The organism is Streptomyces sp. NPDC087440, from assembly GCF_044744005.1.
GTDB lineage: Bacteria > Actinomycetota > Actinomycetes > Streptomycetales > Streptomycetaceae > Streptomyces.
The window spans coordinates 1-15,174 of the sequence record NZ_JBIUXN010000015.1 but is presented as its reverse complement, the minus strand read 5'-3'; the positions used below and the strand labels follow the sequence as shown (position 1 = coordinate 15,174).

General features: G+C 72.2%; 15 protein-coding genes and 1 tRNA gene. 12 read left to right on the top strand and 4 right to left on the bottom strand.

From position 1 onward, the window contains the following. The first annotated feature begins 241 nt into the window (after positions 1 to 241). The 10 genes from ACIO3O_RS26840 to ACIO3O_RS26795 all read left to right on the top strand — a co-directional run bounded on the left by ACIO3O_RS26840 (position 242) and on the right by ACIO3O_RS26795 (position 9,426). The gene (locus ACIO3O_RS26840) at positions 242 to 1,012 is read left to right on the top strand and encodes an SIMPL domain-containing protein (RefSeq protein WP_401750053.1); all 771 of its coding nucleotides are present in this window, start codon (positions 242 to 244) and stop codon (positions 1,010 to 1,012) included. Positions 1,013 to 1,188: 176 nt separating this feature from the next. After that, positions 1,189 to 2,397, top strand: coding sequence for an MBL fold metallo-hydrolase (locus ACIO3O_RS26835; protein ID WP_401750052.1), 1,209 nt, complete (start codon positions 1,189 to 1,191; stop codon positions 2,395 to 2,397). A gap of 295 nt (positions 2,398 to 2,692) precedes the next feature. Beyond that, entirely contained in the window at positions 2,693 to 4,543 is a 1,851-nt protein-coding gene (locus tag ACIO3O_RS26830) for an ATP-binding protein (protein ID WP_401750049.1), read from the top strand. Positions 4,544 to 4,548: 5 nt separating this feature from the next. Next, positions 4,549 to 4,986: a roadblock/LC7 domain-containing protein gene (locus ACIO3O_RS26825; RefSeq protein ID WP_401750047.1), complete on the top strand. Its 438-nt coding sequence runs from the start codon at positions 4,549 to 4,551 to the stop codon at positions 4,984 to 4,986. A gap of 2 nt (positions 4,987 to 4,988) precedes the next feature. After that, entirely contained in the window at positions 4,989 to 5,360 is a 372-nt protein-coding gene (locus tag ACIO3O_RS26820; protein ID WP_401750045.1) for a DUF742 domain-containing protein, read from the top strand. Continuing rightward, entirely contained in the window at positions 5,338 to 6,006 is a 669-nt protein-coding gene (locus ACIO3O_RS26815; protein WP_401750043.1) for a GTP-binding protein, read from the top strand. The genes ACIO3O_RS26820 and ACIO3O_RS26815 overlap by 23 nt, the downstream gene beginning before the upstream one ends. Before the next feature lie 13 nt (positions 6,007 to 6,019). After that, a complete protein-coding gene (locus tag ACIO3O_RS26810) occupies positions 6,020 to 6,589 on the top strand; it encodes a GAF domain-containing protein (protein WP_401750041.1) in 570 nt (189 codons plus the stop codon). Between the two features lie 139 nt (positions 6,590 to 6,728). Continuing rightward, positions 6,729 to 7,997: a Gfo/Idh/MocA family protein gene (locus ACIO3O_RS26805; RefSeq protein WP_401750039.1), complete on the top strand. Its 1,269-nt coding sequence runs from the start codon at positions 6,729 to 6,731 to the stop codon at positions 7,995 to 7,997. Between the two features lie 91 nt (positions 7,998 to 8,088). Then, the gene (locus ACIO3O_RS26800; protein WP_401750037.1) at positions 8,089 to 9,015 is read left to right on the top strand and encodes an alpha/beta fold hydrolase; all 927 of its coding nucleotides are present in this window, start codon (positions 8,089 to 8,091) and stop codon (positions 9,013 to 9,015) included. A 51-nt stretch (positions 9,016 to 9,066) separates the two neighbouring features. Beyond that, complete coding sequence (locus ACIO3O_RS26795) at positions 9,067 to 9,426, top strand: MmcQ/YjbR family DNA-binding protein (protein WP_401750035.1); 360 nt, start codon at positions 9,067 to 9,069, stop codon at positions 9,424 to 9,426. Here the strand turns inward: ACIO3O_RS26795 and ACIO3O_RS26790 are convergent. Continuing rightward, positions 9,423 to 10,316: a transketolase family protein gene (locus ACIO3O_RS26790; protein ID WP_401750033.1), complete on the bottom strand. Its 894-nt coding sequence runs from the start codon at positions 10,314 to 10,316 to the stop codon at positions 9,423 to 9,425. The genes ACIO3O_RS26795 and ACIO3O_RS26790 overlap by 4 nt on opposite strands. 42 nt (positions 10,317 to 10,358) lie before the next feature. Next, positions 10,359 to 11,063, bottom strand: a complete 705-nt coding sequence (locus ACIO3O_RS26785) for a transketolase (RefSeq protein WP_401750377.1) — start codon at positions 11,061 to 11,063, stop codon at positions 10,359 to 10,361. Positions 11,064 to 11,263: 200 nt separating this feature from the next. Here ACIO3O_RS26785 and ACIO3O_RS26780 point away from each other — a divergent pair. Continuing rightward, positions 11,264 to 11,340: transfer RNA gene (locus ACIO3O_RS26780), tRNA-Pro, on the top strand. A gap of 49 nt (positions 11,341 to 11,389) precedes the next feature. Here the strand turns inward: ACIO3O_RS26780 and ACIO3O_RS26775 are convergent. Then, positions 11,390 to 12,436, bottom strand: coding sequence for a helix-turn-helix domain-containing protein (locus tag ACIO3O_RS26775; RefSeq protein WP_401750032.1), 1,047 nt, complete (start codon positions 12,434 to 12,436; stop codon positions 11,390 to 11,392). Positions 12,437 to 12,964: 528 nt separating this feature from the next. Here ACIO3O_RS26775 and ACIO3O_RS26770 point away from each other — a divergent pair. Then, a complete protein-coding gene (locus tag ACIO3O_RS26770; protein ID WP_401750030.1) occupies positions 12,965 to 13,225 on the top strand; it encodes a hypothetical protein in 261 nt (86 codons plus the stop codon). 36 nt (positions 13,226 to 13,261) lie between these two features. On the opposite strand, the gene ACIO3O_RS26765 is transcribed toward ACIO3O_RS26770, so the two are convergent. Beyond that, positions 13,262 to 14,929 carry a purine-cytosine permease family protein gene (locus ACIO3O_RS26765; RefSeq protein WP_401750027.1) on the bottom strand — a complete coding sequence of 556 codons (1,668 nt, stop codon included), beginning with the start codon at positions 14,927 to 14,929 and terminating at the stop codon, positions 13,262 to 13,264. Between the last annotated feature and the right edge of the window lie 245 nt (positions 14,930 to 15,174).

Below are 15,174 nucleotides of genomic sequence, written 5' to 3'. Positions count from 1 at the left end.
TGCTGAGCCACCGCGTTCCCCTTTCCGTCCCCCGGAACTCCCCGTCGCGGCCCAGTATGGCGGGTTCGTACCCCTTACCGGGCCCCTCCCCGGAACGCCACCCAGGGGCTTCCGGGGGGTGAACCTGTCCCGGGCCATCGGGGTGGCGCGGATCGGCCGGGCCGCGAAGCTGCTGGGATGTGCCCCACTCTGTTCCGCCGGGCGCTTCGTGTCCCCGGCTCCCGGAAGGACCCACCCCGCCATGCCCCTGTTCCCGCCCGCCCCGCGCCTGATCCCCTCGCGCGTGCTCGTCGCCACCGCCCTCGCGGGCGGCCTGCTCGTCGCGGGCGCCGTGCCCGCGTCCGCGCTCACCTCGGCCCCGGTCGCGGCCTCTGTCGCGCACCCCGCGCCCGCCACCGTGACCGTCACCGGTTCGGGGGAGGCCACCGCGACCCCCGACACCGCTTTCGTCACCCTGGGCGTCGAGGCCACCGCGCTGACCACCAAGGAAGCGCTCGCCGCCCAGTCGACCGCCGCCCAGGCACTGCTCGCCGCCGTCCGGGCCCAAGGCGTCGCCGACCGCGACGTACGCACCGAGAACCTCTCCCTGAACCCCGTGTACCAGTACGACAACGGCAACCAGCGGCTCACCGGCTACCAGGCCGGACAGGGCTTCTCGGTCCGCGTGCGCGACCTCTCCCGCACCGGGGCCGTCATCCAGGCGGCCATGGACGCGGCGGGCAACGCCGGCCGGGTCAACGGGGTGACCTTCGACGTCGCCGATCCCGCTCCGCTGCGTGCCGCCGCCCGCCGGGCCGCCCACCTCGACGCCCGTGAGAAGGCCGCCCAGCACGCCCGCCTCAGCGGTCGCTCGCTCGGCCGGCTGGTGTCCCTCACCGAGTCCGACCCCGGCCGCCCGCGCCCGGTTGAGGTGCCCGCGGGAGCGCTCGCCGACGCGCCGCCGTCGGTGCCCGTGGCCCCGGGCCAGGTGAAGGACGAGGTCGTCGTGACCGCCGTTTACGAGCTGGACTGACCGCACCGCGGTCGACGCGCGTTCCACAGGGAGGACGGCCGGGCATACGAGCGGCACAACGACCGTTCTCCCTGAAGAAAGCGCCCCCTTTTCGGCGGCCGGTCGTCACGGGCCCGTTTCCCGGCCGTCGCACACGGGTGCACATAATGGAATGAAGCCGACCCCTTGGAGGTGCCGTGACCAGTGCGGATTCCCCGCAGAAGCCGTTGCGCGAAAAACTGCGAGGGCTGAGGACCGCGGCGTTCGGAGCCGACCCCGCCGGGGAGCGCATGGAACGCATCCGCCGCTCGCCGAACTTCGCCGACGGCGTCTTCCAGAACCCCGAGGGCACCCGAGCCCTCCGCCCCTCGCCCAAATCGACCTCCAGCCTCCTCACCACGTACTTCCGCAAGGACGAGCGCGTCCTGCGCGCCCCCGCGGGCACCGTCCCCGTGCACGCCACCACGCTCGCCGACATCAAGGAGCCGCCCGCCTCAGGGCTGCGCCTGACCTGGATGGGCCACTCCAGTGTGCTCGCCGAGATCGACGGCAGCCGGGTGCTCTTCGACCCGGTGTGGAGCGAGCGCTGCTCCCCGTTCGACTTCGCGGGGCCCAAGCGGCTGCACCCCGTGCCGGTGCCGCTGGCCTCGCTCGGCGCGATCGACGTCGTCGTCATCTCGCACGACCACTACGACCACCTCGACATGCCCAGCATCCGCGCCCTGAAGGCGAGCGGCGCGCTCTTCGCGGTCCCGCTCGGTGTCGGCGCGCACCTGGAGCGCTGGGGCATCCCGCCGAGCCGCATCCGCGAGCTCGACTGGAACGAGTCCACCGAGGTCGCCGGGCTGCGCCTCACCGCCACCCCCGCCCGCCACTTCTGCGGCCGCGGGCTGCGCAACCAGCAGCACACCCTGTGGGCGTCCTGGGTGGTCGCGGGTCCCGAGCACCGCGTTTTCCACAGCGGTGACACGGGCTACTTCGAGGGCTTCAAGGACATCGGGGCACAGCACGGCCCCTTCGACGCCACGATGATCCAGATCGGCGCCTACAGCCCGCACTGGCCCGACATCCACATGACCCCCGAAGAGGGCATGCGCACCCACCTGGACCTCCAGGGCGGCACCCCGCGCGGCGTGATGCTGCCGATCCACTGGGGCACCTTCAACCTCGCCCCGCACCCGTGGGACGAGCCCGGCGAGGGCACCGTCACCGCCGCCGCCGAGGCCGGTGCGGCGATCGCGCTGCCGTGCCCGGGCGAGCCCTTCGAACCCACGTCCCCGTCCGTACCCTCGACTCCCTGGTGGCGCGGCGTCGCGGCCCGCAGGCCCGGCCCCGAGGCGCCGAGCGCCTCGTCGACGCTGACGAGCCCCGTCGTCGTACAGAAGGAGACAGCGGCGTCCGCATAGCTGTCACGCAGCACCGCACACCGGTCGTCCCCGTATCCCCGGGGGCGGCCGGTTTTCGTCTGCCCGTACGAAGCCTCATACCAGAGCGGGACGCCGGGCGGGCAAGTTTGGCAACTGCCCCTCACCCATGGAATGTTCCCGACTACTGTGAGTGCCCGGTGATCAACGGGGGCCCGCATCACCCGAGTTGAGCCCAGCCCTGCTCCGGCCCCGGAAATCCGGACCGGACGCAGGCCCTGAGACCAGGAGGGCCCTGCACGCCGCATCCGTGGGGCCCCACGTACCGAGGACGCTGATGTCTCATCTTCGCGCACCAGCCGCGCGAGCAGACCGCCGCGAGGGCGGGCGGCACGGCCGGCCGGGAGCCCGTCCCCCCGCGGCGTCCACTCCCGAGGCGCAGCTGCGTCCCCAGATGCTCCGCGCCGCCGTGCTGCCCGCCGTCGTCGTCGCCCTCAGCGGCGCGGGCGCCGTGCTGCACACGGTCCGCACCGCCGGGGTCCGCCCGACGCAGAGCTTATGGATCGGCCTCGCGGCAGCCGCCGTGCTCGCCGCCCTCGCCGTGCTCGTCGCCGTGGTGGCGGCCCTGCGGGCGGCCCGTTCGGTCACCCAGCGGTGCGCCGAACTGCGCCGCACCAGCGCCCGCCGCCAGGACGAACTGCGTGCCGTCGTCGACACGCTGCGACGCGGCGAGGAGCCCGACATACGGCGCACCGTGCCACCCGGCGCACCGCGCGGCGGCGACGAGTTCGACCAGCTCGCGCAGGAGATGGGGCGCGCCCACGACGCGGCGGTGACCGCCGTCGTGCAGGCGTCCAAGTTCTCCAGCAGCGCGGGCACCGACCAGAAGGTCGAGGTCTTCGTCAACCTCGCGCGCCGCCTTCAGTCCCTGGTGCACCGCGAGATCCAGCTCCTCGACGAACTGGAGAACGAGGTCGAGGACCCGGACCTGCTCAAGGGCCTCTTCCACGTCGACCACCTGGCCACCCGCATCCGTCGGCACGCCGAGAACCTCGCCGTCCTCGGCGGGGCCATCTCACGCCGCCAGTGGAGCAACCCGGTCTCCATGAGCGAGGTCGTGCGCTCCTCGATCGCCGAGGTCGAGCAGTACTCGCGGGTCAAGCTGGTGCCGCCGATCGACGGCACCCTGCGCGGCCACGCGGTCGCCGACATCATCCACCTGCTCGCCGAACTGGTGGAGAACGCCACGGTGTTCAGCGCCCCGCACACCACGGTGCTGCTGCGCGCCCAGTTCGTCACCGCGGGGCTCGCCATCGAGGTCGAGGACCGGGGGCTCGGCATGCCGGTCACCGAGCAGAACAAGATGAACGCCCTGCTCGCCGACCCCGACCAGGTCAACGTGCAGCACCTCCTCCAGGACGGCCGGATCGGCCTCTTCGTGGTGTCCGCACTGGCCCGCAGGCACGGCATCGCCGTCCGCCTCCAGAACAACATCTACGGCGGCGTCCAGGCCGTCCTCGTCCTCCCGGAGGCCCTGTTGGGCGAGGAGCACGACACCGCGGGCGCCACCCGGCAGCCCACTGCCGCCGCCTCCGCGCAGGCCGACCCGCCCCCGATATCCGGCACGCCCCCGGACCGGCGGAACGCCCCGCCGCTGCCGTCCCGGGACCGGGAGAGGGAGAGGGGCCGCAACCACGACCGGGACGCCGCCCCCGAGCCCGGCAACGCACCCGGGCAGGAGCCCACCCGCCCCGCCACCACCACCGGCAACACCCCTCTGCCCGTACGCGGCCAGGGCGCCGACCGGCCCAACCCGGCCGCCGCCGTGCCCGGCGTCACCCACGGGCTCACCTCCCCGCCGGAGTTCACCCTTCCGGTCGAGCCGGTGCACAGCACCGCGCGCACCATGCCCGACAGTGCGGTGCGCGGCCGGGTCAGCAGGCCCCGGCTGCCGAGGCGAAGGAGCCAGGAGAACCTCGTACCGCAACTGAAGGACGGACCCGCCCCGCGCAAGGACGACGAGCAGCCGGTGCTGCACGACCCCGGACTGATGGCGGCCTTCCAGCGCGGCATCGGACTGGCCGAGGCGGCGGACCCGCGCACGGAGGAGCCTCCCGCCGACGATGCCGCCGCAGGGCCCGGTTCCGTACACCCCCACGACACGCACTTCCCCACCCCCAAGGAGTGACCCCCATGGCGAGCGACGCGCCGACCGGCCAAGCGACCGATCTGGACTGGCTGTTGAGCGGACTCGTACAACGGGTTCCGTACACCCGCAGCGCCGTACTGCTCTCCTCCGACGGACTCGTGAAGTCCGTGCACGGCCTCGACACCGACAGCGCCGACCACATGGCCGCCCTCGCCTCCGGCCTCTACTCGCTGGGCCGCAGCGCCGGAATGCGGTTCGGGGACGGCGGCGAGGTCCGGCAGGTGGTGGTCGAACTGGACTCGACGCTGCTGTTCGTCTCGACCGCCGGATCGGGCACCTTCCTGGCCGTGCTGGCCGGGCGGGAGGCCGACGCCGCCGTCCTCGGGTACGAGATGGCGATGCTGGTCAAGAGCGTACGGCCGTACCTGGCGACCCCGGCGCGGCAGCGGGCGGGCAGTGCGCCGAACGCCCCGGGGCACTGAACGTGGCGGCCCCGCAGGACGGGCCCTGGCTCGACGACGCGGCAGGCCGGCTCGTCCGCCCGTTCACGGTCAGCAACGGCCGTACCCGCCCCAGCGTGGAACTCGACCTGCTGACCATGGTCATGGCCACGGGAGCCGCCCTGCCCCTGCACCTCGGTCCCGAGCACGTACAGGCGATCGGCCTGTGCGACGACCCCATGTCGGTGGCCGAGATCGCGGCACATCTGCACCTCCCCGCCGTCGTCACCAAGGTCGTGCTGAGCGACCTGGTGGACTGCGGGGCGGTCCTCACCCACGCCCCGATCCTCCAACACCCCCCGACCGACCGCGACTTGCTGGAGGCAGTGCTCGATGGTCTACGACGACAACTCTGACTACGGCTCCGGCTACGGGGACGCCTACGACTACGGTCACCAGGGGGCGGGCCCCGACCCCGACGAGGTCTTCCCCACCGCGCTGAAGATCCTCGTCGCGGGCGGCTTCGGCGTCGGCAAGACGACCTTCGTCGGCGCGGTCAGCGAGATCGACCCGCTCAGCACCGAGGAACTCCTCACCCAGGCGAGCGCCGACACCGACAGCCTGGAGGGTGTCGAGAACAAGTCCATGACCACCGTCGCCATGGACTTCGGCCGCATGACCCTCGACAAGGACCACGTCCTGTACCTCTTCGGCACCCCGGGGCAGGAACGGTTCTGGTTCATGTGGGACGAGCTGTCCAAGGGGGCACTGGGTGCGGTCGTCCTCGCCGACACCCGGCGTCTGGAGGACTGCTTCGCCGCCGTCGACTTCTTCGAGCAGCGCGGCATCGGCTTCGTCGTCGCCGTCAACGAGTTCGACGGCGCCTTCCGGTACGAGCCCGAGGAGGTGCGCGGCGCCCTCGACCTCAACCCGGAGATTCCCATCGTGATCTGCGACGCCCGGCTCGCCAGTTCCGGCATCGCCACCCTGGTCACCCTCGTCAAGCACCTCCTCAACCACGCGCCCGCCACCCCCACCACGGCCCACGGAGCCCACCCATGACGGGAGCCCACATATGAAACACGACAGGATCGGCCATCTGCTGCTCACCCCGGCCGACCGGGAAGGCCCCGAACGGGCGCGCAGGCTCAAGGAGTTGGGGCTCGGCGGGCGGCCCGACCCGATGCTGGACGCGTTCGCGGTACGGCTCGCGGAGGCGACCCGCGCACCGTACTCGATGGTCAACTTCATCGACGAGAACCGGCAGTTCTTCGCCGGACTGCACACCCCCACCGGCACCCACTCCGGCAGCGACCTGGGCGCCGCTGCCGCCGCCGGTCGGATCGGCCGGGCAATGGCCCGCGACCACGGCTACTGCCCGCACGTGGTGGCCCGCCGGAAGGCCCTGGTCCTGGAGGACGTCTGCGACTACCCGCGCTTCGCGGGCAACCCGGTCGTCGACGAGATCGGCATCCGCTCCTACCTGGGCGCACCCCTCATCGACCGGGACGGCATCGCGCTCGGTGCGATCTGCGTGGTGGACACCAAGCCCCGGCAGTGGGGGCGGGAGGGGCTGGAGACGATCAAGGCGATGGCCGCCGAGCTGATGGCGCAGATCGAGCGGCGGGAGGAGGGCGGGCTCTGAGACGGGGGAGCTGAGGCGGGGGCCCTGAGGGCGGTGGGGCGGAAGTGTCGTGCGAGGCGTGGGCTGCCCTGCGGGACGTTCGCGGGCTAACGTCAACGTCCGTACCGGACAAGGGGACTCTGCACAGGGAGCGCGCACGATGACCGACCTGCTGGACACCTCCGACACCTCCGACACCTCCGACACCCCCGAATCGACCGACGCCCCCCACATACCCGCCCCGCCCGACCTCCGGATCGGCGTCCTGGGCCACGGACTGCGCGGCAGCCTCGCCCGTACGGCACACCGACCCGGCCACGGCGCCCGCGTCACCGTCCTCGCCGACCCCGACGAACGGGCCCTCGCCACTGCCGCCGAGGCCTTCCCCGACGCCACCCTGACCGCCGACCACCGCACGGTGATCGAGGACCCGGCCGTCGACGCGGTCCTCGTCCTCACCCCCGACCACACCCACGCCGACCTCGCCTGCCAGGCCCTGCGCGCCGGGAAGCCGGTCTTCGTCGAGAAGCCCCTCGAAACCACCGTCGAGGACTGCGACACCATCCTGCGCACGGCGTACGAGACGGGCACCCGCCTGTACGTCGGCCACAACATGCGGCACATGCCCGTCGTCCGCCTGATGCGCGACCTGATCCGGGCCGGGAGGATCGGACAGGTCAAGACCGTCTGGGTACGGCACTTCGTCGGCTACGGCGGCGACTGGTACTTCAAGGACTGGCATGCCGAACGCGCCCACACCACCGGACTCCTCCTCCAGAAGGCCGCCCACGACATCGACGTCCTGCACTGGCTCTCCGGCGGGTACGCCCGCGACGTGCAGGCGATGGGCGACCTCATGGTCTACGGCGACAACCCGCACCGCCGCGCGCCCGGCGAGCCCAAGGCGGACGACTGGTACACCAAGGACGGCCACTGGCCCCCGCACACCCAGCGCGCCCTGAACCCGGTGATCGACGTCGAGGACGTCTCCCTGCTCAACATGCGCCTCGACAACGGCGTCCTGGCCGCCTACCAGCAGTGCCACTTCACCCCCGACTACTGGCGCAACTACACCGTCATCGGCGACGCGGGCCGCCTGGAGAACTTCGGCGACGGCCCCGGCGGCCAGGTCAAGGTGTGGAACTCCCGCCGCTCGGGCCACCGCTTCGACGCCGACGAGACCCACGAGATCCCGGCCGCCGAGGACAACGCCGGGCACGGCGGCGCCGATCCGCTCCTCGTGGACGAGTTCCTGCGCTTCGTACGGGACGGGGGTACGACGGACACCTCGCCGGTCGCGGCCCGCATGGCGGTGGCGGCGGGAGTCCGGGCGACGGACTCGCTGCGGGACGGCGGGACACCGCGCCGGGTGCCGGAGCTCGACCCGGAGCTGGTGGCGTACTTCGAGCGGGGGCAGGTCAGGGCGTAGCGCCGCCGAGGGTCTGGCATGAGCGTGCCGTGCCGGGGGAGGGTCAGCACCGTATCCCCGCGCAGCGACAGCTCAGAGAGGCAGGCCGACCATGACCGCTCCCGGCACCCCCGGCACGGCGACCGCGCACGACGGCGTCCAGATCGCCACGTACACCTGGCTGCCCGACAGCGGACGCCCGCGCGCCCTGGTGCAGATCGCGCACGGCGCGGCGGAACACGCCCAGCGCTACGACCGGTTCGCCCGGCACCTGGTCTCCCACGGGTACGGGGTGCTCGCATCCGACCACCGGGGCCACGGCGCGACCGCCGCCGGCACCGGCGGCCTCGGCGTCGCGGGCGACGACGGCTGGCGGAACATGGTCGCCGACCTGCGCACGGTCGGCGACCAGGCGCGTGCCCTGCACCCGGGTGTGCCGGTGGTGCTGTTCGGGCACAGCCTCGGCGCGATGCTGGCCCGCGACTACGCGCAGGAGTACCCGGACGGCCTCGCCGGGGTGATCCTGTCGGGAGTCTTCCGCACCCTGCCCGGCACCGACCTCGAAGCGGCCGTGGCGGACCTGGAGCGGCAGGCGGCGGCGGAGGGCAGGGACGCGATCGCCTCCTTCACCGCCGACCGGTTCGTCCACTTCAACGACGCGTTCACCCGCCGCACCGGCTTCGAGTGGCTCTCGCGCGACGAGGCAGAGGTCGATGCGTACGCGGCCGACGAGCGCTGCGGATTCCCCTTCAGCACGGGCCTCTCGCTCGACTGGGTGCACGGCATCCGCAAGCTCAACGACCCCCGCAACCTGGCCCGCATCCCCGCCGACCTGCCCTTCCACCTGGCCGTCGGCACCGAGGACCCCTGCAACCAGGGCATGACCCTGGTCCATGAACTCCTGGAGGACCTGCGGTACGCGGGCGTCGAGGACCTCACCTGGAAGGGGTACGAGGGTGCCCGCCACGAGATCCTCAACGAGACGAACCGGGGCGAGGTCCACGACGACCTGACGGCCTGGCTCGACAAGCACGTCTGAGCACATCCGCCGCCCAGGCCGATTGTCAGTGGTGACCCGTACGGTTTTCCCATGACCGATGCCGAGGACGTACGCAGGGTCGCGCTCGCCCTGCCGGACACAGCGGAGAAGCTCGCCTGGGGGAGCCCCACCTTCCGGGTGGCCGGGAAGCTGTTCGCCGCGCTCAGCGAGGACGACACGTCGGTGGCGTTCAAGTGCCCCCGGGACGAGCGGGCCGAACTGATCGAGGCGGAGCCGGAGAAATTCTTCGTCAAGGAGGGACACGACGACAACTACGACTGGCTGCGGGCCCGCCTGCCCGCCCTGGAGGACGAGGAGGAGCTCCGCGCCATCCTCCTCGACTCCTGGCGGCAGGTCGCCCCGCGCAAGCTGCTGGCACAGCACCCGGAGCTGGCCGACCCCGAGGGCTAGGGCCTGAGGAACGTGCTGATCCGCTCCCGCAGCGAGGCCGCGTCGAGCCCGTGCGCCGCGAGGTGCTCGGCCATGTCCCCGTACCGGCGCAGCTCGCGCTGTCCGACGCCCAGGCCGAGCACCCGGTGCGGGAGGTCGGCGAGCGCGTCGTTCGCGGCGGCGGTCGAGGTACCGGCCAGGTAGGGCTCGACCAGGACCACGTCGGCGTGTCCGGCGGCCCGCAGCGCCGCGCCGTCGAAGGGCCGCACGGTGGCCGCGTACAGGACCGTTACGTCCAGGCCCGCCACCGCGTCCAGCACGGTGTCGAGCATCGGCCCGACGGCGACCACGGTCCCGCCGCGCCCCTGGCGCACGGTGACGAACCCTCCGTCGCCACGCACCTCCCTGGCCTGCGCGTTGCTCTGCAGCGACAGCCGTACGTAGACCCGCTCGTCACCGTCGGCGACGGCGTGCCGCAGCAGGGTCTCCGCCTCGTCCGGATGCCCCGGCACATGCACGGTCCATCCGTCGAGCGTGTCCAGCAGTGCCACGTCGCCCGGCGCCATGTGGGTGAACCCGCCCGCCGGCCAGTCGTACGAGGCACCCGCGCTGACGAGCACACCCCCCACGCCCTGGTGCCCGAAGTCCAGCTTCACCTGCTCGAAGGGCCGCTCCACCAGGAAACTGGCGAAGGTGTGCACCACGGGCCGCATCCCGGCGAGCGCCATCCCGGCACCCGCCCCCACGAGCAACTGCTCCCTGATGCCGACGTTCACCACCCTCTCCGGGTGCTTGCGCCGGGCGGCGGAGAAGCCGTCCGAGCTGATGTCGGCGAGGACGACGGCGACCCTGGGGTCCGTGTCCAGCAGTCGTGAGGTGGTGGCGATGAACCGGTCCCGCATCGTATCCATGATCAACTCCCGCGTCTCGTATGCCGGTTGATGTCCGCTGATTCAGTTCTTGGGCTCGACGCGCGCCACGACCACGTGGGGGCGGCCCGGGTGCGGGGCGGTGTACGCGGCGTACAGCGCCTCGTGGTCGCGGCCGTCGACCGTGGCGGCGGACCAGCCCGCGGCCTCGAAGCGGGAGGCGATCCCGCCGGGCCAGCCGTGCGTGGCGGACGCGTTGTCCACGACGAGCGCGTGCAGCCGGTCGAGTCCGGCCGGTCCGGCGAAGGCGAGGGCCTCGTGGTTGCTGCCCTCGTCCAGCTCCGCATCGCCGAGCAGCACCCACACCGCGGGGTCCGTCAGCCCCCGCGCCCGCAGTCCCAGCGCGGTGCCGACCGCCAACGGGAGCCCGTGCCCGAGCGATCCGCTGCCGATCTCGACCCCGGGGACGAGCAGGCGGTCCGGGTGGTGGCCGAGCGGTGAGTCGTACGAGCCGAATCCCGGCAGCACGTCCTCCCCGAAGAACCCCTTCGCGGCGAGCACCGCGTAGTACGCCATCGGGCCGTGCCCCTTGGACAGCAGGAACCGGTCCCGCCCCGCCTCCTCGGCGGTCTCGGGAGTAACCCGCAGTACCCGGTCGTAGAGCACCCAGAGCGCGTCCAGCGTCGAGGTGGCGGCGGGGCCGTGCTTCTCGTCCCCGGTCATGAGGCCCATCAGGCGGGCCAGGTCCGGGTATCCGTAGGGAGGCCTGTGTTGCGTCCGTGTCGTCATGTGTGTCGTCGTGTGTGTCGTCATGCGTACGACTCTCGGACCTCAACCGGACTTGAGGTCAACCCCCTCCCTCGGAGCACCGCGCCGGCCGCGCGCAGGGGTGCGCACGACCTGGGTAAAGGCGTTCGCAACCACGTCCTGATGTGCGGTATTGTTCTCGTACGCGCTCAGCCGGGGAAAACCCCAGGTCAGGCGGGTAACGGGACGTGGCGCAGCTTGGTAGCGCACTTGACTGGGGGTCAAGGGGTCGCAGGTTCAAATCCTGTCGTCCCGACCAGCGTTTTCGCGGGTCGGAAGTCGTGTCGGAGAAATCCGGCACGGCTTTTTCATTTCCCGGTGTCCTTCCCGGCGTCCCTTCCGCTTCCGCTTCCGCTTCCGCTTCCCCTGCCCTTGCCGGCGCCGGGTTCGGCCCGGGGCGCGATGGGCCGACGCAACTCCGCCGCTGTGCAGCCGAATTCTTCGCGGAGGGCGCGGGAGAGGTGGGGGCCGTCCAGCAGGCCCCAGGCTGCTGCGATCGAGGTGGCCGTGCGGTGGGAGAGGGACGGGTCGGCGAGGTCGCGGCGGATGCGGGTGAGGCGTTCGTGGCGGAGCCAGGCGGTGAAGGTGCGGTCGCGGCCCTGGAAGAGCTGGTGGAGTCGGCGTACCGAGATGTTGTGGTGGGCGGCGACGGACTCCGCGCACAGGTCCGGGTCGTGCAGGTGGGCGAGTGTGTGCAGGGTGATGCGGTCCGCGAACGTGGTGGTGGGGGTTTCGACGCGTTCGCCCGCGGTGCCGGTGAGGGCGCTGATCAGGAGACCGGTGACCGCGTCCAGGACGCGCTCGGAGCCGGGGCCGGAGAGGGCGTCGACGTGGTCGCCGAGGGCGGAGAGGAGGGCGGCGCACAGGGCGCTGGTGCCCCTGTCGGCGGGGACCGGGGTTCCGCTGCGGCGGGCCAGGGCGCGGGTGTGCGGGCCGGTCAGGCCGCGGGGGAGACCCAGGACCACCACGTCGCAGGGTTCGGGGAGGTGCAGGGCGTAGGGGTGTGTGGTGTCGAGGGTCAGGAGGTCGCCGGGGCGGACCAGGTGCTGGCCGTCGGCCTGTTCGGCGAGGGCCGTGCCGGAGAGGTGGAGGGTCACCTTGAACAGGTCGGCGTCGGTGGAGGAGATGAGGTGGCGGGGGCGCAGCACCGAGTGCGGGGTGCTGCGCAGGCGGGCCGCGTGCAGGGCGGCGTTTCCGGCCGAGGTGACCGTGGCCCGGAAGGGCCGGCCGGGGGGAGCGGTCACGCGCAGGGGGACGAGGAAGCCCGAGACGGTGCGTTGGAGGGCTTCGGTGTGGTGGAGGGTCGAGGCGGGTGAGCTGGGTGAGGCGCTTGGGGTGGGGGTGGGTTTCGGCATGGGGTTCCCCTCCGGTCGGCGGCCCGGTGGTGCGCGGTGCGGAGAGTGGACGTACGCGCTGTGGCGAGTGCCCCCGCTCTCTTGCTTCTAGCGTGTCAACCAGCGGAAGAGAAGGGGGACTTCCGCGCGGAGGGGGCAGGGGCCGGGCACACGGGGGAGGTGGGAGCCTGGTCCCGGCTCCCGCCATGTGCGGCCATGAGGTGCGTGTGCGGCTATGAGGTGGGTCAACTCCTGCGGGGGACGGCCTGAGCCGGGGCGTCGCTGGTTCGACCGGGCTGCGTCTGCTGATCGCGGATGAGCCGGTACCCGAGCTGTTGCGGGGGCTGGGAGCCGTCCCGTGCGGCTGCCGCCTTGCGGTGCCGGACTCCGCCATGAGGGAGTCCGGCACCGGGACGGCACGCGGTCACACGCGACCGGTGCCGTTGACGGGTGCCGGGCCGGGCCGTCGGCCGGTGCCCCGCCGGGCCGGCCTCGGAGCGGCTGGTCGGGCTGGTCGCGGCGCATCGGCACTCGTAGGCGTATTCCGCCTTGCCCGCGGTCGAGACTCTGTGGGGCGAGGCGGCCACCCTGCACGCCATCGCCGAGGCCCAGCTGGCCACCGCCGGTAACGTGCCCTCCGCCCTCCGGCGGGCGCGGGCGGCAGTCGGACTCTGGCGCCGGATCGGCTCCCGGACCTGGCTCGCCACCGGCCTGGAAACCCTGGCCGACGCCCACGCCCGCGCGGGCGACCCGCACGCCGCCCGACGGGCCAGGGCCGAGGCGGCGGAGCTGTCCGGCACCACCCCCTGACCGCCGTCTCCGCCTGACCGCCGCCTCCTCCGGACCCTACGAGGCCGGGAGGACGTGGGTGCCGGTGCGGTCCGTGGTGAGGCAGAGGGAGCAGATGATGCCGCCGCTGGCGCTGGCGAGGACGTCCGGGCGTTCGAAGGGCTGGGTGCAGACTCCGCAGGTGTAGGTCGTCGCGCTGGGGTTGCCGTCCGCGTCCAGAAGAGGCTCGTCGATGCCGTCCGACGTGCGCCGCAGGTAGTAGCGGCCCCGGGTGGCGACGGCCATGAGCGGGGTGAGGACGACGGCCACGCCCACGGCGACGATCGGGGAGTAGGGCTGGATCGCGTCTCCGAAGAGGCCGAAGTAGACGGCGACGGACAGGAGCGAGGAGGCCAGGAAGGAGACCACGCCGACCGGGTTGACCGCGTACAGCATGCCGCGGCGGTACTCCGGGTGCTTGGGCGACAGCTTCAGGACGTACTTGTTGACGGCGATGTCCGTGGCGACGGTGACGACCCAGGCCATCGCGCAGTTCGAGTAGAAGCTGAGGACGTTGTTGAGGAAGGCGAACATGTTCGCCTCCATCAGGGTCAGTGAGATCGCCAGGTTGACGAGGACAAAGACGGTGCGGCCCGGGTAGTGCTTGGCGACCCGGGCGTAGGAGTTCGTCCAGGCGAGGGAGCCGGAGTAGGAGTTGGTGACGTTGATCTTGACCTGGCTGAGGACGACGAGGAGGAGCGCGAGCGGGACGACCAGCCAGCCGGGCATCAACTGCTTGAAGGCGGCGGTGAATTGCTCGATCGGCTCGACGGCGGAGGCGACGCCGACCGCGTCCACGATGTAGACGGCCAGGAAGACGCCGATGGCTTGCTTGAGGGCCCCGAAGACCACCCAGCCGGGGCCCGCGAGGAGCGTGGCGGCCCACCAGGAGCGCCTGTTGGCCTCGGTCTTGGGCGGCATGAAGCGCAGGTAGTCGATCTGCTCGCCGATCTGGCCCATCAGGGAGAGGCAGACGCCCGCGCCCAGCATCACGGCGGCGGTGGAGATGCCGGTGCCGGTTCCCTCGTACGCGAGGAAACGGGAGAAGGAGGAGGGCTCGGTGATGACGACGTACGCCAGGGGGGCGACGATCAGGACGAGCCACAGGGGGTTCGTCCAGGACTGGAGCTTGGTGAGGGCCTTCATCCCGTAGATGACGAGCGGGATGATGATGAGGGTGGAGAGGGCGTAGCCCGCCCAAATGGGCATCCCCAGCGCGTACTTGAGGCCCTGCGCCATGATGGCGCCCTCGGTCGCGAAGAAGATGAAGGTGAAGCTCGCGAAGATGACGCTGGTGATGACCGAGCCGTAGTAGCCGAAGCCGGAGCCGCGGGTGATCAGGTCCAGGTCGAGGTTGTAGCGGGCGGCGTAGTAGGCGAGCGGGATGCCGGAGACGAAGATGATCGCGGCCGCGACGAGGATGGAGAGCAGGGCGTTGCCGGTGCCGTGGGTCATGCCGATGCCGGCGCCGATGGAGAAGTCGGCCATGTAGGCGATGCCGCCGAGGGCGGAGGCGGCGACGACGGTGGGGGTCCAGCGGCGGTAGGTGCGGGGGGCGAAGCGGAGGGTGTAGTCCTCCAGGGTTTCGTTGGCGGGGGTGGGTGAGGGTGAGGGTGAGGGTGAGGGTGGGGGTGCCGTGGTGGGGGTCGGGTGGGGCTCGACGGTGGGGGTCTGGTCGACCGTCACGGGGGTGCTCCTGGGGTGGGGTTGGGGGTGGGGGTGTGGGTGTGGGGAGTGACGGTAGGCAGGGGGTGTTTCGGGTTGGAGGTCGGTGCGTAACGCACGTATTTCGGGGTGGTACGGGGTGGGGGTGGCCGTGTCGGGTGTGCGGGGCGCGGGGGCTGGGCGGGGGCTGCCGGGGTGGGCCGGGAGCGGGAGGGGCCGCCCCCTTGCCCGCCCGTTCCGCCCCCGGGGGGCGGCCCCGCCGCCCA

Excerpts from the sequence above, each read along its gene's own strand:
- ACIO3O_RS26840 (WP_401750053.1), top strand. The coding sequence starts at position 242 with ATGCCCCTGTTCCCGCCCGCCCCGCGCCTGATCCCCTCGCGCGTGCTC.
- ACIO3O_RS26830 (WP_401750049.1), top strand. The coding sequence starts at position 2,693 with ATGTCTCATCTTCGCGCACCAGCCGCGCGAGCAGACCGCCGCGAGGGC.
- ACIO3O_RS26825 (WP_401750047.1), top strand. The coding sequence starts at position 4,549 with ATGGCGAGCGACGCGCCGACCGGCCAAGCGACCGATCTGGACTGGCTG.
- ACIO3O_RS26815 (WP_401750043.1), top strand. The coding sequence starts at position 5,338 with ATGGTCTACGACGACAACTCTGACTACGGCTCCGGCTACGGGGACGCC.
- ACIO3O_RS26810 (WP_401750041.1), top strand. The coding sequence starts at position 6,020 with ATGAAACACGACAGGATCGGCCATCTGCTGCTCACCCCGGCCGACCGG.
- ACIO3O_RS26805 (WP_401750039.1), top strand. The coding sequence starts at position 6,729 with ATGACCGACCTGCTGGACACCTCCGACACCTCCGACACCTCCGACACC.
- ACIO3O_RS26800 (WP_401750037.1), top strand. The coding sequence starts at position 8,089 with ATGACCGCTCCCGGCACCCCCGGCACGGCGACCGCGCACGACGGCGTC.
- ACIO3O_RS26795 (WP_401750035.1), top strand. The coding sequence starts at position 9,067 with ATGACCGATGCCGAGGACGTACGCAGGGTCGCGCTCGCCCTGCCGGAC.
- ACIO3O_RS26790 (WP_401750033.1), bottom strand. The coding sequence starts at position 10,316 with ATGGATACGATGCGGGACCGGTTCATCGCCACCACCTCACGACTGCTG.
- ACIO3O_RS26785 (WP_401750377.1), bottom strand. The coding sequence starts at position 11,063 with ATGACGACACGGACGCAACACAGGCCTCCCTACGGATACCCGGACCTG.
- ACIO3O_RS26775 (WP_401750032.1), bottom strand. The coding sequence starts at position 12,436 with ATGCCGAAACCCACCCCCACCCCAAGCGCCTCACCCAGCTCACCCGCC.